We start from the raw sequence: 22,515 nt of genomic DNA, 5'->3' as shown, positions 1-22,515 counted from the left end.
GCCCATTCATATGGTGATATAATATTAATCAGGACTTTCGCAAAACAGATAATTGTGTTTGCATTTTTAGACATGGACATGTTTTATAGTATTGATAATCAATAATATTAACATTTCTCTATTTTATAGACTAGTCTATAAACAGTGTTTTTAACTAAAAGTGCGAAAGTCCTGTTAATAATAAAAGGAAATATACTTTTTACTAATAAACGATTTATGTCTAAACAATTTCCCTCTTGAAAAAAAGCAGCATAGCAAATTATACTATTATGTATAAAGTGGATGAATATAGGTACTATTATATGACCAGATATAAAGTATATGTATCCCAATAGTAATCCCATTCCAAATAAAAGAATACTCCCGTAAGGACGCATGTGTAATAGAGAAAATAACATCGAGGTTATTACTATACCTATAAATGGTTTTTTTATCTTCTTTACAAGAAGATTTTGTAATATACCCCTAAAAAAAATCTCCTCTATTATGGCTGGAAATAATGACAATACGCATAACCCTTTCCAAATAAAATCAATAGGGTTAGAAAAAGTAAGCAACTCTTTAAATAATGAATAATAATAGGTCTTTTCTATATCTATAGCCCATGATCTAATGGTTTCAAGTGATAGTGGCCATAGGACCAATTGACTTTCCATAATCAAAGCTTCTATAAAAAGCATACATAGGGCTATTCCTAAGAGAATTAAAATATGATAGACAGAAAAGAATAGACGAAAACGGTTTGAAAAAATATGGGAGCATAGAGGTCTATCAACATAGCTTAAATATATTAAAGAAGGAGGTAAAAAGATAAAAAAAGTAGATAATACAATTGTGCCAATAGGAAGCCTAAGTAATTTTATAAAAAAGTTTGGAAATGTATTAACTAGAAAAAATAAGCTAATTAAAGATGTTAAAAAAATCCCTAAAAATTTTAATAACCTATATCGTATATCGTGATATTTCGAATTTTCATTGAAAAAAGTCATTATATTTGTACATTTGAATGTTTGTAATTCACTTTCTAGGTGCCTTTGTTTATGTGAAAAAAAGCACTATCTATTGAGTTCTTAAAATGAGGCTTTTCAAAAGCCTCATTAAATCAACAGATAATACTTTTTTCTTTATCTGCATTTATGAACAACTTCAACCACAATCTGCGTCACAGTCACATCCCTCACCACACTCATGATCATCATTTTCAGTACTCTTAATGAGCATGTAAGTACCTACAACTGCGATAGCAACCCAACATGTTCCTCCTCTAACCTGTTCTTGAGCCTCTATAGATAGCGCTGAATCTTTAAACTTATTTATATTCTTTATATCCATTTTTATAAAAATTTAAAAATACTAATTAACAATTATATGTATGAACCAACCTAGAACATACCATTACGATCACTTTATAAGTAATACGAATGGTGAAAAAGTTAATTTTATATTTCTGGCTTGAATAGATTACAAGAGAAATGAAAAATTACTGGAATACACAATACAACACAATTATAAAAAAAACTTTTTTACAAAAAAAGTGAAAAATATGTATATAGTATATAATGGACTGGTTTTGTCGTGTTTTTTTAAAAATTTTGTAAATGTTTTTTCTGTTTTTATATAAAAACGTAAACATAATAAACTTATACAATTAAAAAAAGTACCTACTAATTCCAATGTTCAAGCAGCGATAGATTTATACTTAAAATAATTGTAAAATTATTCCTCCATGAGGAAACAAAATACCTCTTTTTTTGTCTGATTTTTTCGGTTGAGTCTATTGTTAATCGTTTTTCAAACGTAATAGTTTATAGAACATACGCGTTAAAAGTCGCATATCTTCCGTTATAATTTCAGCGGAACATTCCATATTGGGTTTAAATGCAATTTTTTTATTGTAATTGGTGGTTAAACCTTTGGGCAAAGTCAATGTAACGCGATAGGTATCGGCATGGGGCACCAATGCGATGGATGCTACAATGCCTTGAAGGTAGCCATATTCTTGCTCAGGATATGCTGGCAGCTGAATGCGGGCTAACTGACCCTTAGTTATTTTGCCATAACCAGTAGAAGGCAAATGCAACTCTACTATATAATGTTCATCGGTAGGTACTACAGCAAAAAGCGCCTGCCCAGATGAAACTTGTTGGTCCGTTATCCAACGGTCTAAATGACAAATCCTACCTGCAAAAGGTGCTACTAACTGGTAATTTTGTTTCCAAAGTGCAACCTCTTTTTGCAGACTTTGTAAAATACCACGAATGGTTGATTCCAATAATGTTCGATTTTGTCGGTGGGTAAATTGTAGCTCTTTCAGTGTTTTTTGCTGTTCTCCCAAGGTCATTTGGTGACCGACAATATCTTTTTCTATGTTAGCCACTTGCTCTAATTTACGTAGCAAACTAGCTTCCTGTTCAAAAAAATCTACTTGGGAGAGCATTTTTTTTTGATAGAGTTTTTGTTTAGCATGGAATTTTGCTTTTTCTTGCATTACAATTCGCTGGGTATATGTTAGTTGCTTTTTTGTGATAGCGAGTAGAGATTTGGTATGGGCCATTTTTTCTGTAATGTATTGGTATTGTGTTTGGTGGTGGTCATTTTGAAAGGTGCTGATGTACCGATGTATTTCAGTTTGAATATGATTATAAGCCTCTTGCGCAGGACCCAATGTGCCGGTATAGGTATGGATTGGATCATGTTGTTGTATAGAGAAGCAATGTTTGGCAAGTTCTTGCTCTACCAATGGAATCCATTTTTTTAAATAAGCAATCGCTGATCCACTTAGCCCACTCTGGATTTCTGCTAAAGGCGCATGTGCATCTACAATTACATTGTCTGATACGTAAAGTCGGCTTATCGTTCCTGGTTGTGTAGTCTGAAGGACAATAGGTGGCACAGCACTGGTTAAGCGTCCCTTTCCTGCTAAAACATCTGGGTATTTAATCAGCCAGGCAATAAAGAGTCCCATAACTAAAAGTATGGCAAACAAAGTAATTCCCCAACGAATCATCCAGTGGGGAATGTAACCCAGGATTTCCTGGACAATTGTACTGCGTAATTCCAATTCTTTTGGCTTCATGCTGTTTTATGTTTATTTAGCAGTTCAATTGGTTTTTCACCAACGCATAGTAAGCCCCTTGTGCATCTAAAAGTTCTTGGTGTGTACCCTGTTCAACTACTTTACCATGATCTAAAACAATAATTTGATGGGCATTACGTACAGTGCTCAGTCGATGGGCAATGACTACAGCAGTCCTATTTTTAAAAAATTGCGCTAATCCATCCATAATATGGTGTTCATTGTTGGCATCCAAGGAACTAGTAGCTTCGTCAAAGAAAATGCACTGGGGATTTTTATATACAGCACGTGCAATTAAAATCCGTTGCTTTTCGCCTGTACTAATGCTTACACCATCTACACCTACACGCGTATTGTATCCCAAGGGGAGACTTTCTATAAATGAAGTCAAGCTGGCTATTTCGGCTGCATAAAGCAGCTTTTCTATATCAACGGTCTCTTGCCCCACGGCAATATTATGTGCAATGGTGTCATTAAATAGAAAGCCTTCTTGCATAACAACTCCGCAATGATGGCGCCAAGTAGCATGTGCAATCCTACTTAATGGTATATTGCCTACACGAATGCTTCCTTCACTGGTTTCATAAAATTTAAGCAGTAACTTCATAAGTGTGGTTTTACCGCTACCACTCATACCTACAATAGCCGTTAACTTCTGTGCAGGGATGGTTAAAGTGATATTTTGTAATGTGGGAGTGGTTTTTCCTGTATAACGAAATGAAACACTTTCTAATATAAGATCTGGATGGGTACGTGGCAAAGGAAGCATTTCTCCCAACGGTTCCATTTGTTCGTCCGGTTTTTGGTGGATTTCCGAAAGACGCTCCAATGCGATAAGGGTATCTTGAATGGTATAAATCAAGTTGATGAGCTGTTCAATAGGGCTATTCAGCTGACCCATTACGTAGGAAATAGCCATCATCATGCCAATAGTAATCTGACCATGAATGACCAAAGTGGCTGATAAGATGGAAACCAAGATATTTTGGATTTCGTGTAAAATATTAGCGCCTATTGATTCAATTTGCTCGAGCGACAACTGCCGTACATGGAGTTTAAATAACGCAGCTTGGAGATATTCCCACTCCCATCGTTTTTGTGTCTCGGCATTATGCAGTTTGATTTCTTGCATACCATGCAGCAGCTCCATAATCTTACTATTTCCTTTACTGGATTGCGCAAATTGTTTGTAGTCTAATGTTTTCCGTTTACTTAAGAAGAGCATAATCCAAAGTATATGCAAGAATCCTCCTATACAATAGATAAAGAAAAACTGTATGTGGTACCAGATAAGCAGTGGTATAAAGATAAAGAGCTGTACAAACGAAAACAGTGTGTTTAACGTAGTTGTAGTTAATAATTTTCGAATGCGATCATGGTCGTTAATGCGTTGCATAAGGTCACCTGTCATCTTAACGTCAAAAAAAGAAATAGGCAACCGCATCAGTTTAAGGAAAAAATCGGAAATAAGGGTAATATTGACCCGTGTACTGATGTGGAGCAACAACCAACTACGTATGATTTGGATACTGCTACGACCCAGGAAGAGCAAGATTTGTGCTACCAGCATTAAATAAATAAAATGCAAATTGCCATTTTTAATCCCAATGTCCATGACACTTTGGGCTAAAAAGGGATGTATTAATTGCAGTAAGCTGGTAACCAACAATCCTATAAAGAGTTGTGCCATAAACCGCTTATAGCGAAAAATATATTGAAAGAGAAAGCCCAATCCCCGTTTAGGTGGTAGATCATCTTCCTCCTCTTCCATAAGCTTAGGAGTGGGTTCTAGAAGCAAGCCAATACCGGCTTCGGTGGTTGGTGTAGCGTTGGGGCCAATCCAACCTGCTAAAAATTCTGGCAAAGAATAGGTGATCAGTCCATGAGCTGGATCTGCCACCCATACCTTTTCTTTTTTGATTTTATAGACGATTACAAAATGATTTTGTTGCCAATATACAATAGCAGGCAGGGGAGCTTCTGCTGCTAGTTTTTGAAAAGTTGTTTTGATACCTACTGTGCGAAAGCCTAGTTGTTCTGCTGTCTTACTTAGGTAAAGTATTGAACTTCCTGCTCTGGTAGTTTCCGAGAGCATACGCAATTTTTGCAGCGACACCGTACGGCCATAGTGTTTGGCAATCATCCGCAGACAGGTAGGACCACAGTCCATTGCATCGGGTTGTTTGTAAAAAGGAAAATGGGACATAAATGTATAATTTCTTTGTAGATATACAATAAGGAATCGTTCCTATATATCCAATTTTAAACATCTTGAGCAAGATATAAAGAAAATATGATATAGATACAACCATCTACTAATATATGGAATCTAGGCAATCTTGAAGAAAGAGCGTAGAAACGTCAATTTAACACTATTTTTGTGGGCCAATTTACTTGGCACCATGTTTACGAAGCAAGGTAATTATTTTTTTCATATTTGGACTTTTTGCTTCTTTAGCCAATGCCAAAGGTGTTTTTCCTACTTTGTTTTTACTGCTTACTTTGATCCCTTTTTTCTGAAGTAAAAGCTCTACGATTATTTCTAGTTTGGATAGATCATCCGGCTTTAAATCATCTCTTGTTAACACATTAACAATACCATGCAACGGTGTATTCCCATCTGCATCAGGCTTATTCACATCAACAGAAAAGTGCTTTAATAAAGTTTTGATGAATTTATATCTCCTATAGCAAATTGCCTCTAGTAATGGAGTTTTACCATTATCGGAGGATACATCTGCGTTGATAAGTGTTGAGTAAGGTTGCAAAATTTTTAAAAGAGATGGTCCCCACATAGCATAATGCAATGGTGTACAGCCTCCAGCATTCTGGATATTAAGTAGTGAGCGTATGTGCTCATACTGTAGTAAGTAAGTGGCTACTTTACCTTCCGAATAACAACTCCAATAAGGTTGCATGGCATAATGCAATATGGTTCCACCATGCTCAGGAATATAATGCACTTCTCCCCCCATACATTTTAGCAAATAACTTACAATAGCCACACAATCTCTTTGTGCAGCGTAATGAATGGGTAAATAGCCATGACTATCTTGCATAGATGCATTTGCTCCAGCTGCCATAAGTAGTAGTACCGCTTTCATATGCCCATATTCAGCAGCGTAATGCAATGACGTTTTGCCATTTGCATCTTGTTGGTCAACCACCATATTGTCTACTGCTAACAGTAGTGGGAGCACCTTGGAATATCCATACTGGGAAGCCAAATGAATGGGCGTTCTCCCTTTTTTATCTACTTTATTTATTTGATCCCTCATGATGGGTCTTTTTAGTAGTTGCTTGACCATAACTACGTTATTGTTTTTTACAGCAAGATGCAAATTAGCTATTTCGCATCGCATAGCTTTTACCTCGTGTTTTTCTTGGTCGAGGTTTTCAGACGCATGCATTGTATGCACAAAACAAGCGCATAATAGATAGATAAAACAAGTGGATTTCATAATGAATATCAGTTTAATTGATTGTAGATTTAATAAACAGTTTTATAAAAAAGGCCAAAATAAATAGTCGAACTATAAAACAATAATCACTTTACCTAAAGTTAGGAATAGGAATAGTTACTATATACACATTTTTTCAGCAAAAAAGTAATTTTTGTTTAAAAAAATATTTTTTATTCGTGAAACAATATAAAACATTTATAAATCAATCATTTATTTTTAGGCAGCCGTTTAAGTATATAATGTCAAGTTGTGGAATAATGAACAGATTGCTTAATAAGCATTTTAAAACAAAAATAGCCTAAAGCAACACTTACAACCAAACCCACGCAGCATGAAGGTGCTGAAAGCCAATCATCTATAAGTGTATTCGTATCGTTTTGAGAAGTATATCTTACCCATCCCACTATGCTATTATGAACCAAGTGCATAACGATAGTTATAAATAGATTTTTTGTTCGATAATAAAGGGTCCCATACAACACCGCTAAAGGAAACAATACAATACCTGAAAATACCCCATGCATGAAAGAAAACATCAACGCAGTAATTCCAATAGCAATCCAAACCCGTCTGATTTTCTTCAATAAAATGGATTGCAATGCACCACGAAAAAAAAGTTCTTCACTAATGGCTGGTACCAATGCAGTACCTATAATAGAGCATAAGAAAAAGGCGGGGAAAGATAGGTCTTTATAGGTAAAAATCAACCATTCCTTTTGTTCAGCTGCCTCTAACCGAAAATTTGCTACAAAATTAGGGAAGTATAGTTCGATCAAATACATACTGCATATCAAAAATAAAAACTCCAATATAGCAAATCCGGTGGCCAGCAGCGTTGTTGTCCATCTAGGCCTATAACCCTGACGAATTCCTTGGAATAGTTTTGGGTCTACTTGTTTTAAGTACATCCATGCACTACCCATAAATATCATGCTTGCCAAGATAAGACTCAACGTTTTTGCAGTAGTTGTACTATGTAGACTAGTATCTTGTATCATAATATTAAGTATAATATACATGAGTATCCATAATAACCAAAAACCGAATAGTTTAAACAACCGGTTAGAAGGCTCATTTTCTAGAATAGGGGTTTCCATATAAAAATGGGTATTGGGTTGCAATAGTTTAATTTTACCTACCTGTCCGAAAATTCGGACAGGTAGGTAAAGTAGATTGCTTATAATTAGTCGGTATAATAAACCCGACATTCAGGCGCCACTTGCCTGAGCCATTTATTTCCCTCTTCTACGTCCAGTCTGTTCCTGAGTCTTTCTCGCTCTGCTACTCTTTCGGCCTCCAAAGCATGCCCTGCTTTCGTTAGGGGAGGCCCGAATACCCTTTTTCGCTCGAATTCTCTTGCGTCGAACTTTTCTAGCTCAGTTTTTTCCCTACTGCAGCTGGCTCCTCCTCCCACTACCCATTCCATTTCTTGGCCTTGTAGTGGATTGAAATTTTGTAAACCTTTCATAACTCGTAGAAATTTAGAAAATACTCCTAACATCGCTTGCAACCTATTTGCAGCAACTAGGAATAGTTCCTATATACACATTTTTTCAACAAAAAAGTATTTTTTATTCGTAAAACAATATAAAATATCTAAAAACCTATCATTTATTAAATATGGTGTTTATGTAAATAGCAAAGACAAGCACAATCAGATTACCCTCCTTTTATAGGCTATTTTACATCTGCATCTCAACAGCCAAAATCATCGGCTGGCACAATAAGATTGACCTTCTTATTCTAAATCTTTTCCATTAGTTTTGTAAAGCCTAGTTCATCCAGATATTTATAGAACGTAGAAAAGTTCTAATAATTAAGTCATTAATAGTTAAAAATAGACTAATTTTGTTTTGTAATAAAAAAACATGCAATCTTAGTATAGCTATACATATATACATAATAGATAATCCCTATGAAAGAAATTATAAGTTTTGATTATGCGATCAAATACCTTCTTAAAGATAAAGGGGACTATGAAATCGTCGAGGGCTTTATTTCCGCTCTGCTTGGTTCCCAAGGGTATAAACCCATTAAAATCAAGTCCCTGCTTGAAAGTGAAAACAATAAAGAAAGTAAACTCTTAAAACGAAGTATTGCAGATGTTATTGTAGAAGATGACCAAGGCAACAATTATATTGTAGAAATTGATCGCTCCTATACCAAATCATTTCTGCATAAGGCTTGTTTTAATACTTCAAGACTTATTGTGGATCATCTTGGAGCAAATCAAAAATTCTTAGAAATAAAGAAGGTTTTCCATATCAATCTACTATATTTTTCATTCAAAGAAATCAAGGCACCACTTCATCATGGTAAAGTATTATTTCATAAAATAGACAGGGATCATCCCATAGACATGCATTTCATGGATAGAGGCATGTGCACCTTTGATGCCTATAATATTTTCCCTGAGTACTTTGTGATATCTATACCCCTTTTTGATGATGTTATAAAACAAGAACTTGATGAGTGGCTATATGTAATGAAGCATTCTAAAGTAAAAGAAGACTTTAAATCTCCTTACATGCAAAAAGTAGCAGAACGACTTAATGTATTAAAGATGTCAGATGAAGAACTGGAAGGATATAATGCTTATATGCATACTGTAATAAAAGAACATGATTATCTAGTCTCTGCAGAAGCAAAAGGTTTTGAAGAGGGAGAGAAGCTTGGTTTAGAGAAAGGGAAAAAACTTGGAATAGAAAAAGGAAAGATAGAAGGAGAAAAGCTTGGAATAGAAAAAGGGGAAAAACTTGGAATAGAGAAAGGGCGTTATGCTACTGCCTTAAAGATGCTACAGTTAAACATGGATATAAATACTATCTCAGATGTTACTACGCTTTCTAAAGAAGAAATTATATCTATTGTTAACGAAAACAACTTAAATAATCAATCCTAAAATATCATAATATGATTTTATTTTCAATAAAAGACAAATTTTTACTATGATTTGTTCAAAAACTTTCTCGATCAAAGCCAGGCATTTCTTTTAGAGTAGACTTGTTACGTAAATCCTCGGCCCACTGAAGTAAATTAAAATCTACTCAAAAATCCATTTTTTATGATAAAATGACAAACAATATACCATTTTGTCTTTATTTTTGGTCGTTTGTGTTCAAGTCCTAATATATAGAAACCTGAATTTTTGCCAGGCCAACTTACGTAACAGGTCTATTATAGCAACTTTTATGCAAAAAATTACAACAAATTTATTTTTTACCATAAAATAGTTTTAAATTAGCTTTCTATGAAAAAAGTCTTATTTTTAATCTTGTATTTGCTTGCTAAGAGTCCCGCAGCTATGGCATCATCGGGTCGTTTTAGTGCCCACTGCTCTCCCGCTATATCTATAAATACAGTTTATTCCCAAAGAGAACCTGTCATCCAGAGTAAAGGAAGTGCTCCAAGAATACACTTTGGTGCGGCATACAACTTTTTCCTTCAAGAGCATTGCGACCTTACGACAGGTCTTAGTTTCTCATTTGGCCACATCAGCCTTGTACGTACTGCAGATACCGCTGATCTTGATATAGATGAGCAATATTTATTAAAGTCAATTTGGCTGCCTATTGAGTTAAAATTTTATACAAGCGAAGTGAGGATTGACACTAGTGTCTACTTTAAAGTAGGCATAGTTCCATCCATACATCTTCCTAGTAGACCTACATCTACATTAAAAGCTGGACAAGTTCCTTTCGTAACCATTCGGCCATTCGGCCTTTTAATTCTCCTAGGGATCGGGGCAAAATATGATTTTAGTTTAACCAACAGCCTCTGTGTGGGCTTAAGTTATTATTGGGATGCGCCAGGTATTATGTACAAGAATGATCCAAAGAGTGGTTCAGTGCATTGCCACAATAATTTTTTGTGCATAGATATTTCTATTTTATTTTAATTATGAATACTAAATACAATTTTAAAATGTAGCCAAGAAAAAAAATAGAATAATGAATGTAATGTAGAGATGGAATACCATAAGTGTACTTGCTAGTTAGACCGATATAGTGGATACGATTCCGTGATAACAATAAAATTGTGAAGTTACTTTACATAAAATTTAAACAGGTTTATTGTTATTTGTATCTTTATAAGTGCGCACCTAAACAATAACCATAAAAAGCATATTTTTACTGAAAGAGAAATAATTTATGAAATTATCAAATTTTAAATTTGACCTACCAGAGGGTAGTATAGCAAAATATCCAATAGCTGAAAAACAAAATGCCCGTTTAATGGTTGTGCACAAAAATAGTGGACAAATAGAACACAAAACTTTTAAAGATCTTCCCTCCTACTTTAATGAAGGGGATAGTATTGTCGTTAATGATTCCAGGGTTTTACCTTGCAAGCTTTATGGTTATAAAGAAAAAACCAATGCTCAAGTAGAAGTGTTATTGCTAAGAAGGTTAAGTCAAGAAGATGATTTATGGGACACTATTGTAGAACCAGCACGTAAAATTCGTGTGGGTAACAAGATCTATTTTGGTAATGGTGAACTGGTAGCTGAAATAATAGATAATACGACCTCTAGAGGTCGTACACTCAAATTATCATTTGAAGGGACATCAGAGGAACTCTATGAACTTATAAATGAAATTGGTTATATGCCTATTCCTAGTCATATGGGTCGTCCTGCTGAACTAGAAGACCGAACCCATTATCAGACAATATTTGCTAAAAATGTAGGAAGTATTGTATTGCCAGCTGCTGGATTGCATTTTACCCCTTACTTGTTGAAATATTTAGAGCTACAGAATATTGCTGTAGTGCCCGTTACTCTGCATATTGGACTAGGTGAATTAAAGATACTTGACATGGAAGACTTAACCAAGGTTAGAGCAGCTTCTGAGTATTTTACCATTCCAGAAGGAACAGCAACCACAGTAAATAATAGTATTGTCAACCAAAAAAAAATATGTGCAGTTGGAACTTCGGTTCTAAGGGCCATTGAGTCTTCAGTTGCTGTATCCTGGCAATTAAATGCAAATAGTAATTGGACCAATAAGTTTATTTTACCATCTTGCCATTTTAAAATTTGTAATGCATTGCTGACGACGTTTCATCTTCCATCTTCTATATCTTTGATTAATGTCGCTTCCTTTGGAGGAGAAGAATTAATTTTAGCAGCTTATGCTGAAGCTATAAAAGAAAATTATAGATTCTTCTTATATGGGGACTCTATGTTAATTATATAACGAATATTAGTTTATAAATATGTATACATTACTAATAAATCTAATTTATATTGTGTAATGTCAGAATGTCAGTTAGATTATTTAAATAATCTTTTTTCGTGGGTTATTTATGTTAGGGCTAACCATCTTTTTGTGTGAGATGCCACTAGAATTAAAAATTTATTCTTTGTTATAATGATAGATAAAAGCATCGGAAAAGTTAAAAGACTTTTAGTGTTATTGTTCCTATATATGGTAGGATTTTCTTCTCCAGTTATTGGAGCAACCAGCTATATAGTACGAAATGTCCAAGTGGTAGGCAATACTTTTATAGATAAGGATATACTTATTTCCCTTTCTGGACTACAGGAGGGAATAACCATCCACCCATCTTCTGGACAAATAAGTAATGCTATTCGTAAAATAGCCAAACATAATGGAGTTAAATCTGTTGAAATTCATTTATCTGATATCGATGATACAACTGGATTGGCAACTTTTATTATTCATGTTGAAGAATATCCAGTACTAAGTAATTATATTATAGAGGGATTGAAAAAAAAAGAACAAAAAACACTCCTGGAGAAAATTACTATAAATAACGAGGTTGCGCTTTCTCCTTTATTTCTCCATGAAACAGCCACTAAAATTAAACAAAACTTTTTAGAAGAAGGATTTGGCAATGTACAAGTATCTATGGATTTGATTTCCAAAAAAGAAATAGAAGGCAAAGCTACATTGAAAATACATATCAATAAGGGACCTAAAATCACTATTAACAAAATTATCTTTGAGGGCAATGAACATATAGATACGAGTCTTCTGATATATAACATGAAAAAGATCAAGGAAGCTCCCCGTTTTACGCTTGTTAAAGATGTGCTCAAGAACATCATCACATTAGCACCTATTCGTAAAAGAGGCATTCTATTAGAACTACCAAAAACCATGGATGAGGTAATGCGTTACTTTTCAACCCATGTTTCATTTTCTTCATCTGTATTTACACAAGAAAAATACTTAGAAGCGAAAGAGAACCTCATTCTTTTTTATCAATCAAAAGGCTTTAGAGATGTACGCATTGTAGAAGAGCAGTTATCGCATATTAGTCCTAATAAATTGAATATACATATAAAAATACAAGAGGGTAAACAATATACTGTTCGTAGTGTTAAGTGGGTTGGAAACTATCTGCATAGTGACCAAGAGCTAGATCAATTGCTCCATTTGCAAAATGGGAAAGTATATGATCCCGTATATATAAATAGTAGATTAAACCCTGGAGTTACAGATAAAACCATTAATGATCTGTATACGGATAATGGATATTTATTTTTCCGTGCAGAAGCTGTTGAAGTAGGAATAGAAGACAATCAGGTAGATTTAGAAATTAGGATCCATGAAGGTAGACAAGCTACTATTAATCAAATACATATTGTTGGGAATACCATTACGCATGATTATGTTATTCGTCGTGAATTATTGACATTACCAGGAGAAAAATTCAGCAGAAGATATATAATGGGGTCCTTAAGAAATCTGGTTATGCTAGATCTTTTTAAGCCTGAGAAATTAATTCCAGAAATAGAGCCCGATGAAGTACGAGAAACTGTAGATATTACCTACTCAGTAGTAGAAAAACCTAAGTTTGATGTTAATCTAAAAGCGAATTATAGTGAAGGTATTGTATTTGAACTTGTATTAGGCTCTAACAATATTTCTTTAGGAAACCTTTTTACTGGAAAACTTCCATTAGGTGCTGCACAACATTTTCATCTTACCATATCGTTCAATGGTAAAAATTATAGAAATTTAAGTTTCTCTTTTCAAGAACCTTGGCTATGGTTAGGAGATAGTAGATATTTGTTTTCATTGAGTGTAAATGATTCCCATAGAACCAAAAATAAGGAAGATTATATACCTTCTCAACTAGATCTTTTAACAAATACAAAGCTATTTCCATATGCAGAACTAGGATATGGCAAGAGCTTTATCAGTTCCAAAGGAGGAAAAATTTCTCTAGGAAAAAAATTGCACGGCTATTGGGAAAGTCACATGGGCATAGATTATCATTACCATGCCTATCAGCATTACGAACTTTTGGAAGATAATAAAAAAAGATCAGGTAGATTACATGACTTTAGTCTTGATTTTTCATTGGTCCATAATAATGTAAATGACGTAAATTTCCCTACTAGAGGATGGTCACTAGCTAATTTTTTAACATTAACACCCCCTTATAGTTTACTTGGTTATAACCAAACAAAAAAAGCAACTATTCCTTGTTTTAAAGAATTTGCGAAACTTATGGTAGATTTTTCTTCTTTTTATAGATTACCAGGTGATTTTATATTAAATCTGCGTGGACATGCTGGTTTTTTGACTAGTCTTTCTAAAAAAGAGATAGGTATTTTTGAACGATTCCGTTTAGGTGGCACATCAAGCATTTCAGATACCAGTGCCTTACTAGGGGGCAATTTTATTCCTTTACGTGGCTATCCAGATGATAGCCTTACACCAAGGCATTATAAAAAGAATACCAACGGGGGTGTTTTATTTAACAAATTCGTTTCAGAATTGCGTTATCCTATTATACGCACCCCTACATGCATTTATTTACTTGGATTTATAGAGATGGGAGACAGCTGGTTAGCATACAGTAACTATAATCCATTAAGTATGAAGAAATCTGTAGGAGGTGGAGTTCGCGTTATTTTACCTATTCCTATGATACCCATGTTAGGGTTAGATATTGCCTATAGGCTTGACGCTGTAAAAGGTATTAGTAGTCGTGTGAACCCTATCGAATTTCACTTTACCTTTGGTCCTAGCATTCGGTAAATTTGGCTTAAGCTTGCGCTTATCCATCTAACCTGGTCAACAGTGGACTCTCTTTTTAATAATCCACCGTTGTATATCGACTTGATCGAATATTTTCTACATTTTTTACAATTACTTCTTTCAAGATTTCTATATTTAACCCCTCTTTTAGAGAAATGCATACTGTCGGATATTCAGTAGCATGTTTACTAGCATATCCTTCCAATTCCTTTAAAGCACCATCCATCTGAGTCTCTAATTCTTGGATTGTAGCATCTGATTTTTCTCTTATTTGTTCCATAGCGTCCATTTTATTAAAAATCAAAATTCTTGGAATATGCTCTGCCCCTATCTCTATCAATGTCTGATTTACAATACCTATTTGTTCGTGGAAGCTGGTATGAGAGGCATCAATAACGTGCAAAAGCAAATCGGCTTCTTTTATTTCTCTAAGTGTATATTTAAAGCACTCTACTAAGGTATGGGGTAATTTACGAATAAAACCAACAGTATCTGTAAGTAAAAAAGGAGCCCCATTTAAGACAACCTTACGTACAGTAGCATCTACTGTAGCAAAGAGCTTGTTTTCAGCTAAAACATCTGATTTAGTAAGCAGTTTCATTAGTGTGGACTTACCTACATTAGTGTAACCTACCAATGCAACACGCACAAAGTTAATCCGAGACTTGCTTCTCGTTATAGATTGATTTTCTATTTTTGCTAATCGCTTGCGCAACGTGGTGATCTTATCTTGAATAATCCTTTTATCTGTTTCTAATTCTTTTTCACCGGGTCCACGCATACCTGCACTACCCCCCTTTTGACTTGAAAGATGGGTCCACATTCTAGTAAGCCTTGGCAATATATATTGATACTGTGCTAGTTCTACCTGTGTTTTTGCTTGTTGCGTACTTGCACGCATTGCAAAAATATTTAGAATCAACAGATTTCTATCTAATATCTGACACGACAATGCTTTTTCTAAATTTCGAACCTGTGACGGAGAAAGTTCATCGTCAAAAATAGCAAAAGAAATATTTTCTGCCTTGATAAATGCAGCTATTTCTGTTATTTTCCCTTTTCCCACAAAAGTATCACGACATGGATGATCTAATCTTTGTATAAACTTATGCATAATCTTCATACCCCAAGTATATGCAAGAAAGGATAGTTCAGTTAGATATTCTTCCGTTTTTTTCAAAGGCTGACGATCGATAACCAAAGCTACAAGAACGGCCGATTTACATGATTTATTATTATCAGAGTCCGACTGATCATTAACATGCATTAACATAACTGTACATTATTTATGTAGGTAATAGAAAGAAAACGAATCGAGGAAAAATTACAAATTTTACTATCCCATTCTCTAAAAGAATAGTACCCTTCGAAAATATAAATTAAAATACTAATTATTCTTCATAACCCAATGGTCAAAGATAGGTAAAACGAAGTCCAGCCTATATAAGTTTACCATTAAAATTGGGATAGTATAATCCCAAAGTTGGGCAAAATATAATTTATAATTATTTTTATTTGAAATAATTATAAGCGAAACAAGTAATAAATTTCTGTCAAAATTGTATTTTTGATAGCATTGTACCCATGTCAGATTTTTTTTAAAAAATAGTAAAAATACTAATTTGTCACCTTAATAGACTACTATCCATGCCTACAACTATTTCAAAAAGCTACCATATACCAGTAATGTTGGATGAAGTCATTCAAGGAATTCGTATTGTACCAACAGGTAAATATGTAGACCTTACATTTGGAGGTGGGGGGCATGCAAAAAAAATAGTTGATATGCTTTCTACAGGACATTTATTTGCTTTTGATAGAGACGCAGATACAGCCGAAATAGCCTGTTCTTTTCCGAGTCATTATTTAACGTTTACCAGGGCACCATTTAGATTTGCAAAAGAGTTTCTTTATTTCTACGGGGCAGGCCAGGTAAATGGCCTCTTGGCAGACCTTGGTGTTTCTTCTCACCAAATAGATACTCCAGAACGTGGCTTTTCTACAAGATTTGATGGCATATTAGACATGAGAATGGATATACATTCTCCTCGTACCGCACAGACCATTATTAATAGGTATAATGTAACACAGCTTGCTGAAGTACTGCATTATTATGGGGAAATTGCTAATGCACTATCTGTTGCCAAGGCAATTATAAAGGCACGTACCCATAGGCCTATTGAAACTACTGGCCAACTAAAAGATCTTGTTGTGCCATTTGCACCAAAATCTAAAGAAAACCAATATGTATCAAAAATCTTTCAAGCATTTCGAATCGAGGTGAATAATGAATTGGCAGAACTAGAATCTCTGCTCAATCAGAGTGCTCAAATTATAAAACCTGGTGGACGTATGGCCATTATTTCCTATCATTCTTTAGAAGACCGACTGGTGAAAAACTTTTTAAACACTGGAAATATTTTAGGTCAAATCCAACAAGATGGGTATGGCAACATATTACGTCCATTTTCACCTCTGCAAAAGAAGCCCCTTATACCATCCGAAAAAGAATTAAGCCAAAATAAACGTGCCCGTAGCGCCCGTCTACGCATAGGCATTCGTGTTGAATAATAGATATATAGGGATTTAATAATACAATTTTATGCCACTAGCTTATTTTAACGACCTGGCATCTATTACAAATGGATTAACTGCCATAAAAATAGATAACCTACCTATAACTGAACTTATTATAGATAGCCGCAATAAGATAACCACACCATATCCTCTTTTCTTCGCCATTGTTGGAATAAATCATAATGGACATGACTATATAGAAGAAGCTTATAAAAAAGGAATACGTCAGTTTGTTGTAGACCACAGCTATAACCTTGCTATTACAGAACATTATAGTGATGTAAATATGCTATGGGTCACCAATACACTAGAAGCATTGCAACAATTTGTAGCATTTTACCGATCTAAATATGTTTTATGCGTATTAGGTATTACAGGCAGTAATGGCAAAACTATTGTTAAAGAATGGATGCATGAATTTTTGTCTACAAAATACAAAACGCTTGGTTCACCATATAGTTACAATTCACAAGTTGGCGTGCCGCTTGCTGTAAGCTTATTGCGTACAACCCATGAGTATGCAATATTTGAATCTGGTATCTCCAAAGTAGGTGAAATGGAAAAGTTGGCTAAAATCATCCAGCCAACACATGGATTATTTACCAATATTGGCCCTGCACATAGCAAAGGATTTCAAGATCAACAGCAAAAAGTAGAAGAAAAGGCACAGCTCTTTAAGGATTGTGATACCATTTACTATTGCAGAGATCATCAACTTATCCATGAGACACTACAACGGTTATATGGCAGGTCTAAAAGATTAAGAACCTGGTCTCGCCACAGTTATGATACGGACTATTTTTTGATGCGTTACGAATTACCAGATAGCAATAAAGTATCATTACAGATTTCCACATTGCGAAAAAAAGCTACATTTCTAACCCATTTTAGAGATATAGCTTCTATAGAAAACATCGTACATTGCTTGGCCTACTTATTGGACAATGGTTTTAAGGAGGAGCAAATTCAACCCATACTACTACAACTTAAACCCATAGCAATGCGTACTACACTCAAAGCAGGTATACATGGATGTAAAATTATAGATGACTCATATACCAATGATCTAACCAGTACGAGCGTTGCATTAGATTTCATGGACCAACAGCAAAAGCTAGATCAGCTAAATAAAACTGTTATTATATCTGACATTTTGCAGTCTCAAACAGTGGATAAAATACTTTATCAGGAGTTGGCTACATTGTTAGCAATGCATAAAGTCAATCGGTTGATTGGTATTGGCCCTGTTATTAGTTACCATGCATCACTCTTTTGCGAACAACAAAGTATTTTTTTTCATACTACAGAAGCATTTCTCCAACACAAGCCATCTTTTAAAGATGAAATTATCTTGGTAAAAGGAGCACGCACTTTTCAACTAGAACGGGTAGTTCAGGCCATAGAAAAAAATACGCATGGTACTATTCTAGAAACAGATTTAGGGGCTCTTAGAGACAATCTCACTTGGTTTAGAACCAAATTGCATGAACGGACCAAAATCATGGCCATGGTTAAAGCATCAGCCTATGGTAGTGGTAGTGATGATTTTGAGCTTGTTTCAACGCTGCAACGCCATGGTATAGATTATTTAGGTGTTGCCTATATGGATGAAGGCATTCGCTTGCGACAACAAGGCATTACTTTACCTATTATGGTTATGAGCCCAACTAGTGATGGGTTTAATGCAATGGTAGCCTACCAGTTAGAACCAGTGATATATAGCCTTGAACTTTTGCAAGAATTATGTAGTTTTTTAACAGAAAAATCAAGTATACCTATTCATATTAAGCTAGAAACAGGCATGCACCGTTTGGGTATCGAAGAAGCACTCATTGATCCATTCATCACTCATTTAAGAACCGTTTACCCACATGTAGCAAGTATTTTTAGTCATCTAGTAGGCTCTGAGTCTAAAGCTGATGATGCTTATACACTTTCACAGGCAGAAAGATTTATACGTATGGCTAATGCTATAGAAAGTAAATTGGGAAACAAGCCTTTAAGGCATCTGTTAAATACAAATGGTATTTTACGGTTTCCTCAGTTTCAATTTGATATGGTTCGGTTAGGTATCGGTCTATATGGCGTGGGTATAAGCAAAGAAATACAACATGATCTAACACCAGTGAGTAAACTTGTAACAACAATATCTCAAATTAAATACCTAAAAAAAGGGGACAGCATAGGATACAATCGAAAAACTATAGCCACACAAGATATGACCATTGCAACCATACCAATAGGCTATGCAGATGGATTTAGCAGGGTATTTGGTTGTGAAAGAGGACATGTAGTTGTTCATGGAAAATATTGCCCTGTTGTGGGCAATGTATGTATGGATATGGCTATGATTGATGTAAGTGGTATCAAAGCTCAAAGAGGAGATGAGGTCATTATTTTTGGCAAAGAATACTCCATAGATGAACTAGCGAAGCGGATTGGGACGATTTCTTATGAATTACTTACACAAATAAGTCAACGAGTAAAACGAGTCTACCATAATTAGGCATATGAACGGATATATAGATACTGTTCGATGTGTCCTATAAGCTATGTAAGGCTATAATGTATTTCATCTCTATCTATTGTATAAACAATATGATCTACATAAGTTCCATGCAAGTTTTCTTTTTTGGATACATTTTCAGTTTCTTTAAATCCCAATCGTATAGGTATACGCTGACTTTTATAATTTTCTAATGCACAGCTAATAGAGATTTTTTTTAGATTGCATTGTTGAAACCCAATATCGACAAGTTTGGCACAAGCTAATGTAGCTAAACCTAAGCCTTGAAATGTTTCTCCAATCCAATAACCGATATCTGTTTTACGATCTGACCAGTCAATCTGGTTCAAACTTATTGTTCCAGCTATTTTACGCTTGTAAAATATACCAAATGTAAGTCCACTGTTTTCAACAACAGCATCTTTTGTGCGCATAATAAAATTTAAGGTATCGCTTTCCTGAGTACAGGTATCTAACCATGGCAACCATTTTTTCAAATAGACCCTATTTTTATCGGTCAAAGAAAATAATTCCGCTGCATGAGATTCATTCAACTGTTGAATAGACAGATCTGAAGTAATCTCTACTAATCTAGGAACTTCTGATAAGCTTTTAACCTGGCTGTACATTTTTTAGAGAAATATTTTTGTATATCTATGCTAGATGGACTACCTAATGCGTACAAGAACTTCAGAGAAAGAAGCTTATAACAAATGTAAATATAACATATTAATCTATATTGAGTTATCTCTCTTTTAGTTTTGGATATATTTGGGGAAACATTTTTGTATATTTGTGTGGTGAATCAAAATGTATAGTATGATCTGTCTTCATGAGCAATAATGATTAGTAATAAAAAAAATAAAGGCATTCATACATGCTTATTGGCATGCCTTATACTGTCTGTCTTTGCATGTAACACTAAAAATAGTTTGGAAGCAAAGGGCGTGAAGAGGACAGTAGATGATATTGAATTGGAGCGTTGTGTAAGGAGTAGAAGCAATCTTATCCCTATTGGAGATGCTTCTATCCAGAATATTTTAGATTCTGGGTTCTATGCCGATAAAACAAAATTTATTGGATCGCTCTTAATGACAACAACAGGCAAATCAAAAGTTTTAATACGTCCTCGTAGATTTGGCAAGTCTGCACTAATATCTACCATTGCTACAATAGCAGAAGGGGAAATAAGTAAAACGTTATTTGAGGGATGTTATATTCATAGTGGCAAATTTAAGTATTATAATCCAAGGCTTAATGTTATAGAAAAAAAAACATACGACTGGAAAAAATACCCAGTAATTAGATTGGATTTTTCTCAACTAAATAATAAAACACCAGACGGACTAGAACAAGATATCATGGAGGTACTGGATGAGATTGCTTCACGTTATAATATAGTAATAGAAGGAAAGTCATATCAAGCCAAATATAGAAAACTTTTAAACAAGCTCATAACGCTAAAGCATGACTACGAACCTAAAGTAATTGTCTTAATAGACGAATACGATAGTCCTATGATTAAGTTTAAATTTGATTCTAAAGCGTATAATGCGCGTAAAGAAATATTGGCTTCTTTTTATAAAATAGTTAAAAGCTGTGCAAAAGATTGCAAATTGATATTTCTCACGGGTGTAACCAATTTTAGTTTATCTGATTTAGAATCAGGGCCAAATAATATTGTAGATATATCTCTAAGCAGAGATGCTTCAAGTGTTGCTGGGTATACAGAAGAAGATGTAAGAAGGTTATTTGCATATGAGCTAGAGTATATTGCTAAGGAAAAAAACAAAGTAAGAGATAAGGAAACTACAGAAGAGCAATCTATAGATACCGTTATAAATGACTTAAAGGATTATTATGATGGATACCAATTTTCTCAATCTGGTATCCGGCTATTTAATCCGACCTCTATATTATATTTTTTTAAAGAAGAAGGGGCATTTCGGAATTATTGGTATAAAACTGGAGATCCTACTTTACTATTAAAGCAAATACAAAAAGATATTGACAGATTTACTAATGTGGAGTGGGATAAATTGATATTTAAAGCGACTACAAATGAGCTCATGTCAACAGAAGACAACGAAGACATAGATCTAATCCCTCTTATGTATCAAACAGGTTATTTAACAATAGATAGTTATAATTCCCAAAAAGATCAATATATATTAACATTCCCTAATCAAGAAGTTAGGGAGTCATTACATAAAAATCTAGCAAAGGTTGCTTTGAAGAAACAAAAAGAATATGGTGCCGAATGGAGCGACAGCATTTTAAAGAGCTTACATAAAGAAAAGTGGCATGATTTTTTACTGATGTTATATAATCGTTGTTTTTCTAATACCAGTTATTTATTTATTGAAAATGAAGAAAAAAGTTTTCATCGTGCGCTTTATTTATTCTTAGTTGGTGCTTGTCATGATAAAGATGGCATAACGGTTTCTGTAGAAGAACATTCAGGTAGTGGACGTCCGGATATAGTAATTAATGACCATAATCATAAAACCGTTTATATTTTAGAACTAAAAAAGAATGGAAGTGCTAATGAAGCGTTGCAACAAATAGAAGATAGAAACTACGATAAAAAATATCATAAAGATTATAAAAGGGTGATCAATATGGGATTGAATTGCATTTTTGATACGCAAACAATCAATAAAAACCCTAACCATCGCAATATAAATGAATCCTCTATAGTAGTAAAACGCAAAAAAAGCAATGATAGCTTAAGGTTTTTACAAGATAATAAGCAATATTTTGAACGTAAAGATGGGGATTTTGTATTATCCAATAAAACAACTACACGGAAAGGGAAAACAAGAAATAAAGGGGTATAAAAGAGGCTTTTGCACAGATCTCCATTTAGAACAG

General features: G+C 34.3%; 15 protein-coding genes. 7 read left to right on the top strand and 8 right to left on the bottom strand.

Features of this window, described 5'->3' with window-relative positions:
* Positions 1–107 precede the first annotated feature (107 nt).
* From CCPUN_RS04655 to CCPUN_RS00265, 6 genes are all read right to left on the bottom strand, one after another.
* Positions 108–680, bottom strand: coding sequence for a CPBP family intramembrane glutamic endopeptidase (locus CCPUN_RS04655; protein WP_165941867.1), 573 nt, complete (start codon positions 678–680; stop codon positions 108–110).
* 466 nt (positions 681–1,146) lie between these two features.
* Entirely contained in the window at positions 1,147–1,332 is a 186-nt protein-coding gene (locus CCPUN_RS00285; protein WP_133281592.1) for a hypothetical protein, read from the bottom strand.
* A gap of 448 nt (positions 1,333–1,780) precedes the next feature.
* Complete coding sequence (locus CCPUN_RS00280; protein ID WP_133281591.1) at positions 1,781–3,076, bottom strand: HlyD family secretion protein; 1,296 nt, start codon at positions 3,074–3,076, stop codon at positions 1,781–1,783.
* A 16-nt stretch (positions 3,077–3,092) separates the two neighbouring features.
* On the bottom strand, positions 3,093–5,282 hold the full coding sequence (locus CCPUN_RS00275) for a peptidase domain-containing ABC transporter (RefSeq protein WP_133281590.1): 2,190 nt from the start codon (positions 5,280–5,282) through the stop codon (positions 3,093–3,095).
* A 184-nt stretch (positions 5,283–5,466) separates the two neighbouring features.
* Entirely contained in the window at positions 5,467–6,537 is a 1,071-nt protein-coding gene (locus tag CCPUN_RS00270) for an ankyrin repeat domain-containing protein (protein ID WP_133281589.1), read from the bottom strand.
* A 245-nt stretch (positions 6,538–6,782) separates the two neighbouring features.
* Positions 6,783–7,538 carry a CPBP family intramembrane glutamic endopeptidase gene (locus tag CCPUN_RS00265; RefSeq protein ID WP_165941866.1) on the bottom strand — a complete coding sequence of 252 codons (756 nt, stop codon included), beginning with the start codon at positions 7,536–7,538 and terminating at the stop codon, positions 6,783–6,785.
* Between the two features lie 917 nt (positions 7,539–8,455).
* Here CCPUN_RS00265 and CCPUN_RS00260 point away from each other — a divergent pair.
* The 4 genes from CCPUN_RS00260 to CCPUN_RS00245 all read left to right on the top strand — a co-directional run bounded on the left by CCPUN_RS00260 (position 8,456) and on the right by CCPUN_RS00245 (position 14,558).
* On the top strand, positions 8,456–9,442 hold the full coding sequence (locus CCPUN_RS00260) for a PD-(D/E)XK nuclease family transposase (protein WP_133281587.1): 987 nt from the start codon (positions 8,456–8,458) through the stop codon (positions 9,440–9,442).
* A 402-nt stretch (positions 9,443–9,844) separates the two neighbouring features.
* Positions 9,845–10,438 carry an outer membrane beta-barrel protein gene (locus tag CCPUN_RS00255; RefSeq protein ID WP_165941865.1) on the top strand — a complete coding sequence of 198 codons (594 nt, stop codon included), beginning with the start codon at positions 9,845–9,847 and terminating at the stop codon, positions 10,436–10,438.
* A 253-nt stretch (positions 10,439–10,691) separates the two neighbouring features.
* Positions 10,692–11,738 (top strand): tRNA preQ1(34) S-adenosylmethionine ribosyltransferase-isomerase QueA, encoded by a 1,047-nt coding sequence (gene queA, locus CCPUN_RS00250; protein WP_133281585.1) that lies wholly within the window; start codon positions 10,692–10,694, stop codon positions 11,736–11,738.
* Positions 11,739–11,912: 174 nt separating this feature from the next.
* Entirely contained in the window at positions 11,913–14,558 is a 2,646-nt protein-coding gene (locus CCPUN_RS00245) for a BamA/OMP85 family outer membrane protein (protein ID WP_133281584.1), read from the top strand.
* 55 nt (positions 14,559–14,613) lie between these two features.
* Here the strand turns inward: CCPUN_RS00245 and hflX are convergent, their stop codons facing one another.
* Positions 14,614–15,831, bottom strand: a complete 1,218-nt coding sequence (gene hflX, locus CCPUN_RS00240) for a GTPase HflX (RefSeq protein WP_240034330.1) — start codon at positions 15,829–15,831, stop codon at positions 14,614–14,616.
* A gap of 374 nt (positions 15,832–16,205) precedes the next feature.
* Between hflX and rsmH the strand changes: the two genes are divergently transcribed.
* A complete protein-coding gene (rsmH, locus tag CCPUN_RS00235) occupies positions 16,206–17,129 on the top strand; it encodes a 16S rRNA (cytosine(1402)-N(4))-methyltransferase RsmH (protein WP_133281583.1) in 924 nt (307 codons plus the stop codon).
* A gap of 31 nt (positions 17,130–17,160) precedes the next feature.
* A complete protein-coding gene (locus CCPUN_RS00230; protein ID WP_133281582.1) occupies positions 17,161–19,641 on the top strand; it encodes a bifunctional UDP-N-acetylmuramoyl-tripeptide:D-alanyl-D-alanine ligase/alanine racemase in 2,481 nt (826 codons plus the stop codon).
* Positions 19,642–19,685: 44 nt separating this feature from the next.
* Here CCPUN_RS00230 and CCPUN_RS00225 read toward each other — a convergent pair whose 3' ends face one another.
* Positions 19,686–20,270 carry a GNAT family N-acetyltransferase gene (locus CCPUN_RS00225; protein ID WP_133281581.1) on the bottom strand — a complete coding sequence of 195 codons (585 nt, stop codon included), beginning with the start codon at positions 20,268–20,270 and terminating at the stop codon, positions 19,686–19,688.
* Positions 20,271–20,483: 213 nt separating this feature from the next.
* Here CCPUN_RS00225 and CCPUN_RS00220 point away from each other — a divergent pair, with 213 nt between their 5' ends.
* Positions 20,484–22,481, top strand: a complete 1,998-nt coding sequence (locus tag CCPUN_RS00220; protein ID WP_133281580.1) for an AAA family ATPase — start codon at positions 20,484–20,486, stop codon at positions 22,479–22,481.
* The last annotated feature ends 34 nt before the right edge of the window (positions 22,482–22,515 follow it).

The sequence above is a fragment of the Cardinium endosymbiont of Culicoides punctatus genome (genome assembly GCF_004354815.1).
Lineage (GTDB): Bacteria > Bacteroidota > Bacteroidia > Cytophagales > Amoebophilaceae > Cardinium.
Note: the sequence above shows the minus strand (reverse complement) of the source record. Positions and strands in the feature narration are given on the sequence as shown.

What these genes read in the sequence shown, in the direction of transcription:
- rsmH (WP_133281583.1), top strand. Translation starts at nt 16,206, where the DNA reads ATGCCTACAACTATTTCAAAAAGCTACCATATACCAGTAATGTTGGAT.
- CCPUN_RS00270 (WP_133281589.1), bottom strand. Translation starts at nt 6,537, where the DNA reads ATGAAATCCACTTGTTTTATCTATCTATTATGCGCTTGTTTTGTGCAT.
- queA (WP_133281585.1), top strand. Translation starts at nt 10,692, where the DNA reads ATGAAATTATCAAATTTTAAATTTGACCTACCAGAGGGTAGTATAGCA.
- CCPUN_RS00220 (WP_133281580.1), top strand. Translation starts at nt 20,484, where the DNA reads ATGATTAGTAATAAAAAAAATAAAGGCATTCATACATGCTTATTGGCA.
- CCPUN_RS00285 (WP_133281592.1), bottom strand. Translation starts at nt 1,332, where the DNA reads ATGGATATAAAGAATATAAATAAGTTTAAAGATTCAGCGCTATCTATA.
- CCPUN_RS00265 (WP_165941866.1), bottom strand. Translation starts at nt 7,538, where the DNA reads ATGATACAAGATACTAGTCTACATAGTACAACTACTGCAAAAACGTTG.
- CCPUN_RS00245 (WP_133281584.1), top strand. Translation starts at nt 11,913, where the DNA reads ATGATAGATAAAAGCATCGGAAAAGTTAAAAGACTTTTAGTGTTATTG.
- CCPUN_RS00230 (WP_133281582.1), top strand. Translation starts at nt 17,161, where the DNA reads ATGCCACTAGCTTATTTTAACGACCTGGCATCTATTACAAATGGATTA.
- CCPUN_RS04655 (WP_165941867.1), bottom strand. Translation starts at nt 680, where the DNA reads ATGCTTTTTATAGAAGCTTTGATTATGGAAAGTCAATTGGTCCTATGG.
- CCPUN_RS00280 (WP_133281591.1), bottom strand. Translation starts at nt 3,076, where the DNA reads ATGAAGCCAAAAGAATTGGAATTACGCAGTACAATTGTCCAGGAAATC.
- CCPUN_RS00225 (WP_133281581.1), bottom strand. Translation starts at nt 20,270, where the DNA reads ATGTACAGCCAGGTTAAAAGCTTATCAGAAGTTCCTAGATTAGTAGAG.
- hflX (WP_240034330.1), bottom strand. Translation starts at nt 15,831, where the DNA reads ATGTTAATGCATGTTAATGATCAGTCGGACTCTGATAATAATAAATCA.
- CCPUN_RS00275 (WP_133281590.1), bottom strand. Translation starts at nt 5,282, where the DNA reads ATGTCCCATTTTCCTTTTTACAAACAACCCGATGCAATGGACTGTGGT.
- CCPUN_RS00255 (WP_165941865.1), top strand. Translation starts at nt 9,845, where the DNA reads ATGGCATCATCGGGTCGTTTTAGTGCCCACTGCTCTCCCGCTATATCT.
- CCPUN_RS00260 (WP_133281587.1), top strand. Translation starts at nt 8,456, where the DNA reads ATGAAAGAAATTATAAGTTTTGATTATGCGATCAAATACCTTCTTAAA.